This window comes from Mesorhizobium sp. WSM4845, from assembly GCF_055811455.1.
Genome location: NZ_JBVVQA010000046.1, coordinates 1 through 13979, shown reverse-complemented (window position 1 = coordinate 13979; position 13979 = coordinate 1). Strand labels below are relative to the sequence as shown.

Below are 13979 nucleotides of genomic sequence, written 5' to 3'. Positions count from 1 at the left end.
GTTCCTTGAAAACGCGGTAGCGCGGCGGTGCATTTCGTGAAGTTCGTTGGTAAAGGCGCCGTACCAGCCGGGCGCAATAAGCTCAATCATGATGGTCTCCTCGCAGGTATGACCCTGCCATTGGAGGCGAACCTTCATGCCGCGACTGCCTGTGCAATTGCACAGGTGGATCAAAGAGGGATTATGTTCCTCAGAAAATTGATGATCGTGAGGAGGCCAGCAGCATCACCGCCTGATTTTTGGTGCGCACGCCGAGCTTCTTCTTCGCATTGTCCAGATGGAAAGCGGCTGTGCGCTCCTTGATTCCCAAGATGCAGCCGATCTCCCAGGCGGACTTGCCCTTCGCCGTCCATTGCAGGCATTCGTACTCACGGGGCGTCAGCGAAACGCCGTCCACCGCCAGACCACCCGAAAGCTTGCGGCGAACGCCAATGTGAAAGCACGTCGCCATAATCTCGAGCGTCTGTTCATATTGCTCGGCGATGCGCAGGAAAGTCGGATCAAGCCTGTCTGCCGCGAAGGTCATTGCAGCAACTCCCCCGCGGCGATCGACAAGTGGAATCGTCAGTCCGCAGCAGATGCCGAATTCGGCAGCCTCATCGAAAAGCTGTTGTTGTCGCCTTGAAATGCCGGCATGACCGAAATCAGGTCCCCACCGAAAGGGAAATCCGCTGTATCTTGCCCATCCAATGACCGGGTCGATCCTTTCATATTGGTGGCGCAAGTAGTGCGACGTCCAGCCGGAATGATAGTTCGATATCAGCCTCGGCTTTGTGACGCCATCAGGCACCAGAGACAGATAGGCGAATGCGCGAATGTCGAAGGCGCCGACCGCGTTAGCCAGTGCGTCACGCAAATCGACCTGATCGACGCTCAAAGACAATTGTTCCAGCAAAGTTTTGAAGACGAGCTGCATTTTCTCCTGCGGCTGTTTTCAATTAACCTGGGATCCTCTTGCTTCTGGCCAGCTACGACGGCGAGCAGACTCGCCCCCGAGATATTCGACGCTGGAGAAATTCACCGCGATGATTGCTCCCCCGACGTTCGAACATGTGAAGGGAGGTATGTGCGACCTGTCGTCAGCCGCGCGTCGGGAGCTGCGATGGTGGGCAGTTGCCATGGCGTAATAGAAATGTTCGAAGCTCGATGTGCCATTCGGATATGCAGATGACCTCCTTCTCAAACTCTCGATTGCGGACTCGCCACAATCACCCTGTTTCAGCGGGTCAAAAATGGCACCCTGCCGGTAGGGAGGTACGCCGGCAGGGTGCGCCGCACAATCGCCCTGGTCGTTGAGCAACAGGACAGCGGCGGCAGAACTGATTGAATTCCAACTTGCGATCGAAGTAATCCGGAGCATGCTGGGTGGGTCAGGTAGAGTTTGATGTCGAGCCGACGAGGCCGGTCACTTGTGAGTGTATCAGCTTCATCGGACCGCTTTGCGCGATTAACCTTCCATTAGCGCAGGGAATCGGCGTTTTATCGCTGAATTCGCATAACCAGCGGGCTGGCTCCGGTTGACGAAGCAGGCCTGTGACGATGATGATCTGTCGCTGCTGAGATCCACTCCATGGTGAGCTGGCGAACCTTACGTTCGAGCGCATCGATCCGCGAAGCATGGGCCCAAACACGCGACCGACTCCAGGCGCGGGCAACCGGTGATCGGATCCGGTTCGTAGAGCTTGTCGAAGCCGGCATAGGCGTCGGCGTGAAGGAAGCCGGATTCCGGCGCTAGCAGGGCTTGGGCGTGCTCGCCCTTGCGGTCAAGCGAGTAGCGATAGAAAGCCGCCGGCGGATTGGGCGAGCCCCGTGCCTTCGTCGCGCACAATGACCCACAGCCGGCCGCTCTTGGTGCGCCCGCGTCCGGGATCCTGAACCGGGGTCAGTGTGTCGTCGGCATGGGTGGCCGGGCCGGCGCGAGCGTAGTCGCCGATGCGCTCGGCCACCGGCGCCACCAGCCAGGCGGCGGCCTGTCCGACTCAGTCGGCCAGGATCGATCGATTCAGGTCGACGCCCTCGCGAGCGTAGATGCCGGACTGTCAGTTCAAAGGCGTCGCATATTTGGAAACCAGCACATGACGATCAATCCTTGGCCGGGCCTACCGGCTCGATCGTCAGGCTAGGCATCGCCTGCTGGGTGATGGCCTCGCAGTCCGGCAGCTCAATTTCGGCCGCACATGCACGACGACTTTGAAGTGTGACGGCACATATTCCAGCACCTCGCGTTCATCGTCGCTGATCCTGCCCAGCCGCTCGGAACCGCAGGTCGGGCGGGCACAGACCCCGGCGTATGTGACGACCTCGCGCGGCAGATGATCGGGGCATCGGCCGGCAATTGTCGGGCGGCTGCTGATGCGCCAGTGTTCGGACCAGATCAAGAAGGTCAGCCTCGAGCTGGGCGGCAATGCACCTTTCATCGTCTTCGATGACGCCGATGTCGACGCCGCGGTTGACGGGGCGATGCAGGCGAAGTTCCGCAATGCCGGTCAGACTTGCGTCTCGGCGAACCGCCTTTGCATCTAATCGCGTGTGCACGATGAGTTCGTCGAAAAATTCGTGGACAAAGTCCGCCACTTATCGGTTGGCGACGGCTTCGCTCCGGGAGTGGACATCGGACCACTCATCGACAAGCACGCTCTGGCCAAGATCGAATCCCACATCGCAGATGCCGTTGCCAAAGGCGGCACGATCCGATGCGGGGCCGAACGCATCGGCAAGCGTGGCACGTTTTTCGAACCGACGGTCCTCACCGAGATTTCCAGCGTGATGGCGGTAGCGCGGGAGGAGACATTCGGGCGGCTGGCGCCGATCATTCGCTTCGACGATGCGGATCAGGTCGTGCGTGATGCCAATGACACGATCTACGGCCTCGCGGCGTGTTTCTATGCATCAAACCTGAAGCGTGTCTGGCGTGTGGCCAAGGCATTGGAATATGGCATGGTTGGCATCAACACGGGGCGCATGTCTTCGGAAGCAGCGCCCTTCGGCGGGATAAAGCAGTCTGGTATCGGCCGGGAGGGGTCCCGCCATGGCCTCGAGGACTATCTCGAAATGAAATACCTCTGCATGGGTAGCATCTGAAGACCTGCGTGCGGGTTCGCAGATCGGGGACGCAAGCGGCGACCTCGACTATAGGCCCTCGAATGGGAGCCGACCGGCGGCTCCGCAAGCCGAGCAAGGCGCAAAATGGTAGCCCAAAAAGCGTGCAGCTAATTCTATCGCGGAAGCGCAGCGCAACACCCCAAAGAGCGCGCAACGTCGCTAACCGGAGAACTACGCCGAGCGTCAAGAGCGGTCCTGGTCGAAACGGCGGGACAAGCGATCCACACCGCCAGGTCGGAAGAGGCGCTCGGCATAGTTCGAAGGTCACAGAAATCGCCAAAATGAGCCAGGTCGATTCCGCACGCTGGCCGGCCTCGAGGGCTTCGTCGATAGCTGGCCCCAACAGCGACATCGATGCCAAGTGCCGAGCTGACCGCTGCAGCTCTCCCGTCTACGCATCGCTTGCTCCCTGGAGGATGACAAGGCGAGAGCCACAAAAATCGCCTCCCGGAATTTGCCTCAGCAACTATCGAAGCATCCATTTTTGCTTTCAGCGGCTTAGCCAAAAACGGCCAAGACGCCTGCCAAACAAGGCTGTGTCGTAAAACCGATAAAGCCGACACAATTGTCGGATGTCGCCGAGCACGGTGAGCGTGAAACCACCACCGCTTGCGCACCGGAACGCTCCCACCGCGCTCCGGCACGCCATCGGCTCGACCCTCGTAGCCGGCCGCCGCGGCAAGCGCGAGGATCTCTCCAGTCTGCTTTGACGCGCCGTTCACTGATTAGAACTTCAGCGAGTTCGCGATGTGACGCTCCGGCGAGCGATCCGTCGAGCGCGCGAAGGACGAAGGTCAAGCGGGAGCCGCGTTTTTCTGGGGCAAACAAGCGGGCGGGCAGCTGTCGACCTAGACTTAGAGTTTTGAGGCATTCCAGCGCCCTCAGCCGATGCTTCGAAAGCATCGCGGGCCAGATCGCCTCGGCACTCAGGCTAACAGGGTGCAAGATATCCGCGCCCTCGACGGCGAGTTGGAGGGTATGCTCCCTGTTGCCGAGGAGCACATGTTGGCTCTTGTCCGGGACGAGTAGGACCACCGCACGACATGGCAAGGCTGCCAAGTCGAACGGCGATGTCGTCGAGCATTCAGACAGCTGTTGCGCGACGACCGGCAGCACATGGACGCACCCGCGCGGACACCAGAACACGGCCGCACAGCGCGCATAGGACTCTGCGAAACAAAACACCCCAGCGCGACAGGTCGCCGGCCGACGCGATTACGTCCAGAAAGGATTCGCGAGACAGAGCATTGGCCTGCTGGCGCACAGCGAGAAGATCACGCTGGAATGCTGGATTGCGGCGCAAGAACTCCCAAGCCCAGCCGCGCAGCGTCAGACGAGCGGTGTAGTCGTAGGATCCTTCATCCTGTCACTCAGCCTGATCAGCGCCCGCCAGAAGAACTCTAGTCATAGCTGTGAGGCCGTCCGAGGTCATCTTCACTTCGCGAAGCACCGGCGCCCAAAGCACCGGACCGTCCATGCGATCGTTTCGTCTGACCGTGTACCATTGGAACTGTTCAGGACAGGAGACGTACGCACCAGCGACCCTACCGTCAAAACGCTACAGCACTAGGGAGAGCCGCCTGAGCGGGTCGGTGAAATCGGTTCAATGACGTATCGACGCCTGCGCCCGATACCAGATCTTCCTCGAGGACGCGGTTGCGCGGACGGTGGATGGTACGTGGTTCGTCGGCAGAGTTATCGTAGCGTACAGTGCAATGAGCTCGGTCATCGAAGGCCTCCTCGCGGAAATTCCCCGCCATTGGAGGCGAACCTTCAGGCTATGGCAGCCTGTAAAGTTGCACAGGTGAAGCTGATCAACTAAAAAACGAACCGCCAGACGCGCAATGGTTTCTGGTTGTGCTCACGCTAACGTGCTCTGCGGGGCGTTATCGAGATGGAATGCGGCCGTGCGCCGTTGACCCGGTGCAGCCGATTTCCATGCAGACTTGCTCCGCAATGCAATCGCAGGAACACCAATTCGCGCAGCGTCAGCGACACATCCTACACCTTGGCCGTCTCGCCGAGATACTTCACTGAGCCGAAGCGCGGGTCTGCCCTGACGCCTCGTACCGTGCATTGGATGCGGGCCGACTGCAGGCCAAAGTGCCCAGTCCCATGCGTGCCTTCGAACGCAGCTTGCTGCCGCGATGAATGACCTGAAATACGTCAAGCGGGCGGTGAAACAGAACCTGCGCAAACAGGGGTCGACCACCGATCATGTCCCCTTTTCCTGGGGTTCCGAGCCTTTCCGCTGGCGGCGTGTTGATTGGACGCGCAGCCGCCTTTGTCGCTCAGACGGTGCATCAACTCATCGGTGGCGATCGAAGCCGGGTACGTGAAGCGTGTTGGAGTGAACGTGTTGTGTTCGTACCAGGTTCGCTGTGCATTCACCGCTTGAGTTATGCCGGTCTCCTGAGAGCTAGCACACCAGGCCGACGATGCGCTTGCGCAGCAGTGATTGTCGGGTCCCCAACAATGTCGGACATGAGATACGCCACTATCAGATGATCGCACTGTTCTGACACGATTTTCCCAGTTGGCACGGCACATGCGGCCCTATGCGCAAACGCGTTGCCGCGCCGCCGACTGGGAGCCAGAACTATCCATGATCACCTTCGCCGAAACTGCGGTCGCCGCAAACACTGAGCTTTCCTGAGCGGACCGAAGCCTTTGCGCTTTCATTCCTCCGGTTGTCCCGACATGACCGAATTCGATTTCCGCCCAACACTGAATGCACCCGACGATGACCCCCATCTCTGGCTTGAAGACGTAGAAGGCGAACGGGCACTTGCGTGGACCGCCGGCCAGTCGGCAAAGACCCTGAAACAGTTCGGTGGAACGCAGTTCGAGCGCGACCGCGCGGCTCTGACGATGATTTTCGACCGTTTGACAGGATTGCTACGATTAGGCGCCGCGGTCAGTACCTCTACAATGTCTGGCAAGATGCCGGAAATCCGCGCGGGCTGTGGCGCCGGACCACCCTTGCCGTTTACATGAAGGCGGATCCCCAATGGGAGGTACTGCTCGATCTGGACTTCCTCGCCGCGAGAGACGGAGAGGACTGGATTTGGGGCGGCGCGTCGATCGAGCCCGAGACGCGGGAAAGAGCCGTTCTGCGCCTGTCGCGCAGCGGCAGCGACGCGGTCGTACATCGCGAATTCGACTTAGGGTCTCTCAGCTTTGTCGCCGACGGTTTCAATCTCCCGGAGGCCAGGGGCAACATTGAATGGCTCGACCCCAACACGCTTCTGCTTTCCAGTGCGCTTGGTCGTGGCATGGCCACCCGCTGCGGCTATCCGCGGACCATGCGGCTGTGGAAGCGAGGCGCGGACCCGCTCACTGCACCGGTAATCTTTGAGACTGGTTCCGAGTCCAACGGCGTGTATGGCTATCTGAATCGCACAGCCGAGAGCGAGCGCATTTGGTTCTTCGAGAGGCCGGCCTTTTTCGAGGTGATAGGCCGGATCGGCGACAGGAGCGGGCCGAAAATTGAGCTCGACCTTCCCCGGGATGCCCTGTGGAGTGAATTCGGTGACTGGTTGGCGGTAAAACCGCGCAAAGCGTGGAGGGTTGACGGGACTACCCATGCGGCCGACGCGCTGATCGGCATCTCGTTTTCGTCCTTCATCGCCGGCGAACGCCATTTTAGGACCGTTTTTGAAACGGGCGAGAGGCGCTCCGAGCAGTCATTCTTCTGGAATGACGGGAAGCTCATCATCTCCTACCTCGTCAACCTCGTTCCGCATTTCGAAATGTTCACGCCCGGCCGCCAGGAATGGACGCGCCGGGCACTGGACACTCTGCCGCCGAAGGAACTGTTCAGCTCTGGGCGCTCGATGCGGAACAGCACGAGATCAATGGAGAGGTCCTCATTTTGGCTGAGGATCCGATCACACCGCCGCAGCTTCTCCTATTCGATCTCTATGCCGCGCCGCCTCTCGGCGCTCCAGCAATCCTGAAGCGCAGCCCGGAGAATTTCGACGCATCCGGGCTGGTCGTCACGCGCCACGAGGCAGTCTCGACCGATGGTGAAATGGTCCCCTATACGCAGGTCGGCCCAGCTAACAGGAACGCGGGTGCCCCGGTTCACCTCACCGCCTACGGCGGGTTCGGCGTATCGCGCCTCCCCTACTACAACTCCTCGATTGGCAAGCTGTGGCTCGAACGCGGCGGCACGTCGGTGGTGGACTAACATTCGGGGCGGAGGCGAGTTCGGCAGCCGTTGGCACGACGCCGGGCGGAAGGAGGGCAAGCGCCTCGCCATGACGATTTCGCCGCGGTTGCCGCCGACCTCGTGCGAAGGGGCGTCACACTTCCGAGGCGGATTGCCGCCGAGGGCGGCTCAAATGGGGGCTTCGGCGCGCTGTTCTGCGTAGTTCCGCTTGTCGACATGCGCCGCTACACCAAGCTCCTGGCGGGCGCGAGCTGGATCGACGAATATGGCGATCCCGACAAGGCTGACGATTGGGCTTTCCTGAAGGAAATCTCCGCCTATCACGCCGCAACGCCGGGACAGCCCTATCCGCCTATCCTGCTCGCCACGATGAAACGCGACGACCGCGTCCACCCGGGCCACGCACGTAAGATGGCCGCAAAGCTGCAGGCACTTGGCTATCCCGCCTACTTCTACGAGCCCGGCGCGGGCGGCAGGCCGCGGCACGAACAACGGGGAGCGGGCCGCCTTCATTGCCCTCGGCAACTATTTCCTTCGAGTGCGATCGGCTGGCAAACCGATGGCGTGAGTGGGGCAAGACCCACAACCGACGCCTCAATAAGTGAACAGCGGTCAATAAGTGCGAGCACGGCGCAGTAGTGCGTGTACGGTTTACGAAAGACGCACGCCAGCGCTCTGTAGATAAAGGAGGATTATCTACAGTGCATCCTGTCATTTCTGAAGAGCAAGGAGAAAATATCATGGCAACGAACCAAATTAGCGTGGCGCGGGGAGTAACAGCGGCCATCGTCCTGATGCTGGCGGGACAGCAGGCAGTCGCGGCAGACCTTCCAGAAGTCCCGTGCGACCCGCAGGAGGGTGCCTCGATCACGGAATGGGCAAGCCCCTTGGCAGCTTCGCCTGCGCACCTTGGAGATCATCACTGAGGATTCGGGCTACGTCAATGGCGTGGCCGGCTCCGCTCTTTCTTATTCGGATACTGTGGCGCCTGAACTCGACATCTCATATTTCTTCACGGACAACATCGCGGCACAGCTTATCCTAGCCACCACCTACGCCAACATCGCAGGCGGAGGAACGATCGGCGGGCGGGGGAGCATCGGCAGGGTCTGGCTGCTGCCGCCTACGCTGACATTGCAGTACCATTTCACCGATTTCGGCGCTTTCAAGCCCTATGTCGGCGCCGGCGTGAACTATACGATGTTCTATAATCAGGATGCCGGCACCGCGCTGCAGGTCGGATTCGACTACATGGTGGATCGGCACTGGGGCGTCAACTTCGACGTGAAAAAGATTTTCCTGAGGCCAGACTTCGACGTCATCGTGGCCGATGCCAAGCTGACGGGGAAAGCGAAGCTCGATCCATGGCTGATAGGCGCAGGTGTTACCTATCGTTTCTGATAACAAAGGCTAAGCAGCTTCAGCCCGCCGAGTTCCGTCGAACGGCGCCTCGTGCGCCCTTTTTCGTCGCCGCCCGCCAGGTACTCACCTCTCTGCGTGTGGCCGCGTATAGCCAGAGCGATAGCCGAGACGCTCCAGCGCGCGCTCGGTGTTCGAAGCGCCCCGCGCGTGGTCCATCTCGGCTTCGAACCACCTCCTGCATCGCCGCGCGGATCACCGCGTGCAATCCATCCGGGCGAAAGCAGAATAACTTTGACGGCGGCTATGCGGTTTCGAATTTGCAGAACTAGCAGCACACTTCCAACAAAACCACCTTTCTATCAGTTCGGACAAGCCATCCAACATCTCCTGTCGGTTTGTCGGATTCCCGACTGGGGGTTGACAACCAACCTCTTGTTTGGCCTCAGGCTAAATAGCTGAAGCCAAACGCAGAATCTTTTCTTCGCCTCGATCAGCCAACTGGCACGAGGTTTGCAAAGTTCGTTACAGGGCGACGGATGCCGCCGGCCGGCTTTTTTCTCCTGGTGACGAAGCGATCTATGGAAGAAGTAACATGTCAGGCTGCATCCGATCCGCATTATACGGCAGCAGGGGGCACCGGTCAGCCCGCAAATGCGTTCCGGGGCTACGCATGCGATCTTGACTAGCACCATTGCCGTTACTTTTCCGTGTGGCGATCCATTACCGAGGAGGAAAGTGAATATGAAAAAATTTGTTGCCGCCAAGCTCCATGGCATTACCGTGACCGATGCGGACCTGAACTACCACGGTTCGATAACTCTGGATCCAGATCACTGTGAGGAAGCGGGTATTCTTCCGTTGGAATTCGTCGAGATATGGAACAAGGCTTCAGGGGCGCGAATCAGCACATACGTCATTTACGGTGAGAGGGGTTCTCATTGCTGCGTTATGAATGGCGCCGCTGCTCGAACCTGCCAGGTCGGGGATGAGATAATCATTTGCTCCTCGCTATATGTTGAGAAGCACCAGCTCGCAGAGATAAAACCGCGAGTGCTGACGTTCAACCCAGACAACTCTATCCGCGAGCGCATGTTCTACGATGCTAGGGTCAAAGAAGATGGAACGATGACGTTTGCCGTTTGCGGGGGGCCTCCTGGCAGCAACGCCTGAAAGGGTCCTAAGTCGCGCCAGTCGCTGATGGCTCATGGGTTGAATCAGCGCTGCGGAATCAAGTGGAGACCACTCCTAGTTAGTCCAGAGGCTCTGCGCGTGCGAGCCGGACCCTGCAACTCATTCCAAAGGGGCAATCTATGCAATTTGCGCTCATCTATGGCGGCCGGTCGGTTGAGCACGACTGGTCCATTGCGATGTATAATTACGTCGCTAAGTTCCTCAATAATGCGCCCGACTCCGATATTTCAGCGGTCGCCATCTACTATATCTCTCGATTTGGGGACGTACTCAGGCTCTTGCTGGAAGAGGGTCGGCTTCCCAGGCACGAAGAGTTCGCAGCTCGCGCCGAGATGCATCCAATTGCTTCTCTCGCTCACTTACTCAAGAGCGATGGCCATTTCGTCTTTTCACTTCTTCAAGGCCAGGACGGAGAGGATGGCCAAATGCAGGCCCTCGCCCAATTCCATGACATTCAAGGCAGCTTTGGCGACAAGACTGCAGCCGTGCTTTCAGCCGATAAATATCTGCAAGGAATAGTTGCCAATCGACTTTGCCCTGAGTTGACTCCCATTCCGATGGTCCACGTCTGCCAAGGTAATCTCGAAACCGGCATCGAAGAGGCCCTGCTGCATCTTGCTGGCCCCTGTGTCCTCAAACCGAACACGCTCGGAGGTTCGTTCCTAACGGAGTGCACAGACGAGCTCTCGGAGAACGGCCTCCGTTCCTATTCCGAACGAATCGCTCCGTATGACCCCTCGTTCTTGGTCCAGCAGCGAATTGTTGGAACGGAGTACACCTGCGGCGTCTTAATTGATCGCCATGAGATTGCCGCGCTTCCGGTCGCTCGGATCAACAATCCCTTAGGCTTTCTTGGGTATGATCAGAAGACAAAGGGCGGCTACTCTGTTGAATTCCACCACGAAAAGAACATCCTTCAAACTCGTATTGCCTCGGTTTCTATACGGATTGCTCGCAAATTCCAGCTTCACACATTCGGACGTCTCGATTTCATCGTTGACGAGCAGCAACGTGTTTACTTCTTCGAAGTGAACTTGGTACCGGGCATGACGGCAGGAAGTATCTTTCCCAAAATGCTCGCAAGAGCCGGCTTGGACCTTCACCACATCATTCGATTAGCTGCCTCGAACGAGACGTATCAACGGCGTCGAGAAGAGACTCGTAAGATCGAGACCAGCCGCATCCGCTATGGACTGCCTTTAACGGTGGCATCCTAGTTCTTCTTGCCTCACAGAATGTTGCAATCAGCTTGTCACGCAATGCGTCACTGCGAATGCTCACGATGACGGTTGAATTCGACAATCTTGCCTGGAACTTGAATGAGTTCCGAACTATCTGCCTGGTGCTAGTGTTGCGGCTGTCCGACGCCTGTGGAACTGGGCTTGATGCGGTTACTCGCCGCTTGACCCCACGGCTGCGCAACTTTCTTCGTCGCTCATCTCCACGCAGGGAGGTAGCGTCCCTACAGGTGGTGTAGCTCGGCGGTAGCGAAGCCGGTCGCGAGCGCGCCCTCGATAGCGATGTAGATGCTATGGGCGGCGGCGAGCGTGTGGCACCCTCGACGCTGTTGAGCAGCTACCTAAGGAGCGCCCCATGTCACCATCCTTTGATGCAAGCAAATCCCGTACCGCCCTTGATCAGGACAGCACGTTGGTCGCAGTGATTGAGATGAGCCAGACAAAGTGGCTCATAGCTGCGACGGTCCCTGGCTTTGAACGTAACCCTCTCAAGAAGCTCGATGCCGACCCGGATTCGGTGTTCAGGCTGTTGCGCCGCTGGCGCAGCGAAGCCATCCAAGCCGGGCGTGGAGTCCGGCGCATCGTTGTCGCCTATGAGGCTGGACGCGACGGCTTTTGGTTGGCGCGCTGGCTCCAGGCGCGCGCTGTCGAAGCTTATGTCATACATCCATCGAGCGTCGCGGTTTCCCGTGAGCATCGGCGTGCCAAGACCGATCGCCTCGATACCGAACTGCTGATGCGCGCCTTTCTTGGCTGGCTGCGGGGGGAGAAGCGCCACTGCAGCATGGCAGCCATCCCAACCATCAATGAGGAGGAGGCCCGCCGTCCGAACCGTGAACGAGACAATCTCGTCCGCGAACGTACACGGATCGTCAACCGCATCAAGGCAATCCTCGCTCGCTTCGGCATTCGCGCCTTCAAACCCAATCTGCGCAAAGCTGCCGAGAAACTGGAGGCTCTGCATACGGCGGAAGGTATGCCCCTACGGGAACGAAGCCGAGCCGAGTTGCGCCGTAATCTCGGACGGCTTCACCTGTTGCGTGAACAAATCCACGAGATCGAACAGGAGCGGTTGCGGCGGCTCTCGGTGGTTCCGGACACGGAGAAGGGTCCGCTCGCGATGGTTCGCCTTCTTGCGCGGATCATCGGTGTCGGTATCGAGACTGCGGACATGCTGGTGAATAAGATTCTCTCACGCGGCCTGCGTGATCGGAGAGCCGTCGCCCGCTATGCCGGACTTACCGGGGCGCCGGATGAGAGCGGCCAACGCAGGCGCGAGAAAGGTCTTGCGCGGGCCGGCAACGCTCGCGTCCGCTACGGCATGATCCTACTGGCTTGGCGGTTCCTCCAATTCCAAAAGGACAGCCCGCTGGCGCACTGGTTTTGCGCGAGAACGGCCGATGGCCGTGGCGGTACGCGCAAGACAATGATCGTGGCTTTGGCGCGCAAGCTACTGATTGCCTTCTGGCGACTTGTCACGACCGGCGAGATCCCGACGGGAGTAGCCCTGCGTCCGGTATAAAGCATGGAGGAGCGTTCGACAGGACGAGCATTGAAGTTTGGCAGCTGCAATAGCGTCTGCCGATAACGATCCGAGGTGGTGGTGATCCCGGTCGCTCATATGGCTTACGACGCCGCGCTGTAGAATGGCCCACCGCCCGGAGCTTCGCCGCCGATGCGTATGGCTGCATCATGGTTTTTGATCCGCGAGGATCAACCGCATACAAGCTTGCGGCGCGTTTACGGCGCCTGATGGCGAGCTCCCCTCGGTTTGCAAGTTATAGACCTCTACGAACAGGCACCTGCCGGCTCAATGTAACGCTGCCGCCGTGCTCGTGACCATCAAGGGCAAGTCGCTTCGCGATGGCCAAAGGCCCACCCTTGACCGTCACTGCGCGCGGCGCCCCCAATGAACCCCGGAGCCAAAGCAGGAACAAATGGGGCGCCACAGCTGAACAAGGAGACGGAACGACTGAAAGATCACCTTGACAAATATTACCCCATACAAGCGAGCGTGCGGCTTTGCGGTGGTCATCAGTTCGGCGGTAGGGTCGGTTTGCTGACCCCAACCTAATTCGAAGGAACCATCGATGACCAACGACATGATGAACCTGCGCGCTCATGGAGAAGACTCCGGATTCCGATCTCTTGCGCGAGATGATTGGCTTTGCCGCCGAGCGGCTGATGGAGCTGGAGGTTGGCGCCGCCTATGGCGAGAAGAACCCGTTGCGCACGGCCCAGCGCAACGGCTATCGCGAGCGCGACTGGGAGACGCGGGCCGGCACCGTGCGCATCCCCAAGCTCAGGAATGGCTCCTATTTCCCCGGTTTCTTTGAACCGCGCCGCATGGCCGAGAAGGCGCTGACCGCCGTCATCCAGGAGGCCTACGTCCAAGGTATCTCGACCCGCTCGGTCGACGACCTGGTCAAGGCTATGGGCATGTGCGGCATCTACAAAAGCCAGGTCTGCCGGCTGTGCGAAGAGACCGACGGCAAGGTCAAAGCGTTCCTTGAAAGACCCATCGAGGGCGCCTGGCCATATCTGTGGATCGACGCCACCTACCTGAAGGTGCGCCGCGGCGGCCGCATCGTCTCGGTCGCCGTCATCATCGCTGTCGGCGTCAACGCGGACGGCCGGCGCGAGGTGCTGGGCATTGAGGTCGGCACGTCTGAGGCCGAGCCGATCTGGACGGAGTTCTTGCGCAAGCTGACCCGCAGCGGCCTGCGCGGCGTCAAGCTCGTGGTCTCCGATGCCCATGAAGGAATCAAGGCGGCCGTCACCAAGGTGCTGTGCGCGACATGGCAGAGGTGCCGCGTCCATTATGCCGATGTCCGGATTATGCCGACCTTGGGGGTGAGTGTCGGCTTCGGAGGCGGTGATCGCTGCGATGGGGTCCGCATAATCAGAGCGCC

The 13979-nt window shown here is 59.5% G+C and carries 9 protein-coding genes and 4 pseudogenes; 7 read left to right on the top strand and 6 right to left on the bottom strand.

The genetic code is table 11. The annotated features are described in order from the left end of the window. Nucleotides 1-190 precede the first annotated feature (190 nt). From AC0L2C_RS31725 to AC0L2C_RS31710, 4 genes are all read right to left on the bottom strand, one after another. A complete protein-coding gene (locus AC0L2C_RS31725) occupies nucleotides 191-916 on the bottom strand; it encodes a LuxR family transcriptional regulator (protein ID WP_473525296.1) in 726 nt (241 codons plus the stop codon). A gap of 672 nt (nucleotides 917-1588) precedes the next feature. Then, nucleotides 1589-1828: an IS66 family transposase gene (locus AC0L2C_RS31720; protein WP_473525295.1), complete on the bottom strand. Its 240-nt coding sequence runs from the start codon at nucleotides 1826-1828 to the stop codon at nucleotides 1589-1591. Beyond that, on the bottom strand, nucleotides 1764-1946 hold the full coding sequence (locus AC0L2C_RS31715) for an IS66 family transposase (RefSeq protein ID WP_473525294.1): 183 nt from the start codon (nucleotides 1944-1946) through the stop codon (nucleotides 1764-1766). The genes AC0L2C_RS31720 and AC0L2C_RS31715 overlap by 65 nt, the downstream gene beginning before the upstream one ends. A 168-nt stretch (nucleotides 1947-2114) precedes the next feature. Then, entirely contained in the window at nucleotides 2115-2417 is a 303-nt protein-coding gene (locus AC0L2C_RS31710; RefSeq protein WP_473525293.1) for an IS66 family transposase zinc-finger binding domain-containing protein, read from the bottom strand. Here AC0L2C_RS31710 and AC0L2C_RS31705 point away from each other — a divergent pair. Then, nucleotides 2338-3081 (top strand): annotated as a pseudogene (locus tag AC0L2C_RS31705) (aldehyde dehydrogenase family protein); the annotation flags it as partial. The gene AC0L2C_RS31710 and the pseudogene AC0L2C_RS31705 overlap by 80 nt on opposite strands. 519 nt (nucleotides 3082-3600) lie before the next feature. Here AC0L2C_RS31705 and AC0L2C_RS31700 read toward each other — a convergent pair. Together AC0L2C_RS31700 and AC0L2C_RS31695 are read right to left on the bottom strand one after the other, a co-directional pair. Further along, nucleotides 3601-4005, bottom strand: a complete 405-nt coding sequence (locus AC0L2C_RS31700; RefSeq protein WP_473525318.1) for a DNA -binding domain-containing protein — start codon at nucleotides 4003-4005, stop codon at nucleotides 3601-3603. Nucleotides 4006-4186: 181 nt separating this feature from the next. Continuing rightward, nucleotides 4187-4405: a hypothetical protein gene (locus AC0L2C_RS31695; RefSeq protein ID WP_473525292.1), complete on the bottom strand. Its 219-nt coding sequence runs from the start codon at nucleotides 4403-4405 to the stop codon at nucleotides 4187-4189. Between the two features lie 1397 nt (nucleotides 4406-5802). Between AC0L2C_RS31695 and AC0L2C_RS31690 the strand changes: the two are divergent. The 6 genes and pseudogenes from AC0L2C_RS31690 to AC0L2C_RS31665 form a co-directional block, all read left to right on the top strand. Beyond that, nucleotides 5803-7915 (top strand): annotated as a pseudogene (locus tag AC0L2C_RS31690) (prolyl oligopeptidase family serine peptidase). A gap of 101 nt (nucleotides 7916-8016) precedes the next feature. Next, a pseudogene (locus AC0L2C_RS31685) lies at nucleotides 8017-8677 on the top strand (OmpW/AlkL family protein). Between the two features lie 702 nt (nucleotides 8678-9379). Continuing rightward, complete coding sequence (gene panD / locus AC0L2C_RS31680) at nucleotides 9380-9808, top strand: aspartate 1-decarboxylase (RefSeq protein WP_473525291.1); 429 nt, start codon at nucleotides 9380-9382, stop codon at nucleotides 9806-9808. 140 nt (nucleotides 9809-9948) lie between these two features. Next, entirely contained in the window at nucleotides 9949-11046 is a 1098-nt protein-coding gene (locus tag AC0L2C_RS31675; protein ID WP_473525290.1) for a D-alanine--D-alanine ligase family protein, read from the top strand. Between the two features lie 376 nt (nucleotides 11047-11422). Continuing rightward, a complete protein-coding gene (locus tag AC0L2C_RS31670; RefSeq protein ID WP_473525289.1) occupies nucleotides 11423-12589 on the top strand; it encodes an IS110 family RNA-guided transposase in 1167 nt (388 codons plus the stop codon). Between the two features lie 568 nt (nucleotides 12590-13157). Further along, nucleotides 13158-13890: pseudogene (locus tag AC0L2C_RS31665) on the top strand (IS256 family transposase); the annotation flags it as partial. Between the last annotated feature and the right edge of the window lie 89 nt (nucleotides 13891-13979).

Coding starts and splice junctions, on each gene's coding strand:
- AC0L2C_RS31710 (WP_473525293.1), bottom strand. CDS start 2,417: ATGAAAGGTGCATTGCCGCCCAGCTCGAGGCTGACCTTCTTGATCTGG.
- AC0L2C_RS31700 (WP_473525318.1), bottom strand. CDS start 4,005: ATGCTTTCGAAGCATCGGCTGAGGGCGCTGGAATGCCTCAAAACTCTA.
- AC0L2C_RS31670 (WP_473525289.1), top strand. CDS start 11,423: ATGTCACCATCCTTTGATGCAAGCAAATCCCGTACCGCCCTTGATCAG.
- AC0L2C_RS31725 (WP_473525296.1), bottom strand. CDS start 916: ATGCAGCTCGTCTTCAAAACTTTGCTGGAACAATTGTCTTTGAGCGTC.
- AC0L2C_RS31675 (WP_473525290.1), top strand. CDS start 9,949: ATGCAATTTGCGCTCATCTATGGCGGCCGGTCGGTTGAGCACGACTGG.
- panD (WP_473525291.1), top strand. CDS start 9,380: ATGAAAAAATTTGTTGCCGCCAAGCTCCATGGCATTACCGTGACCGAT.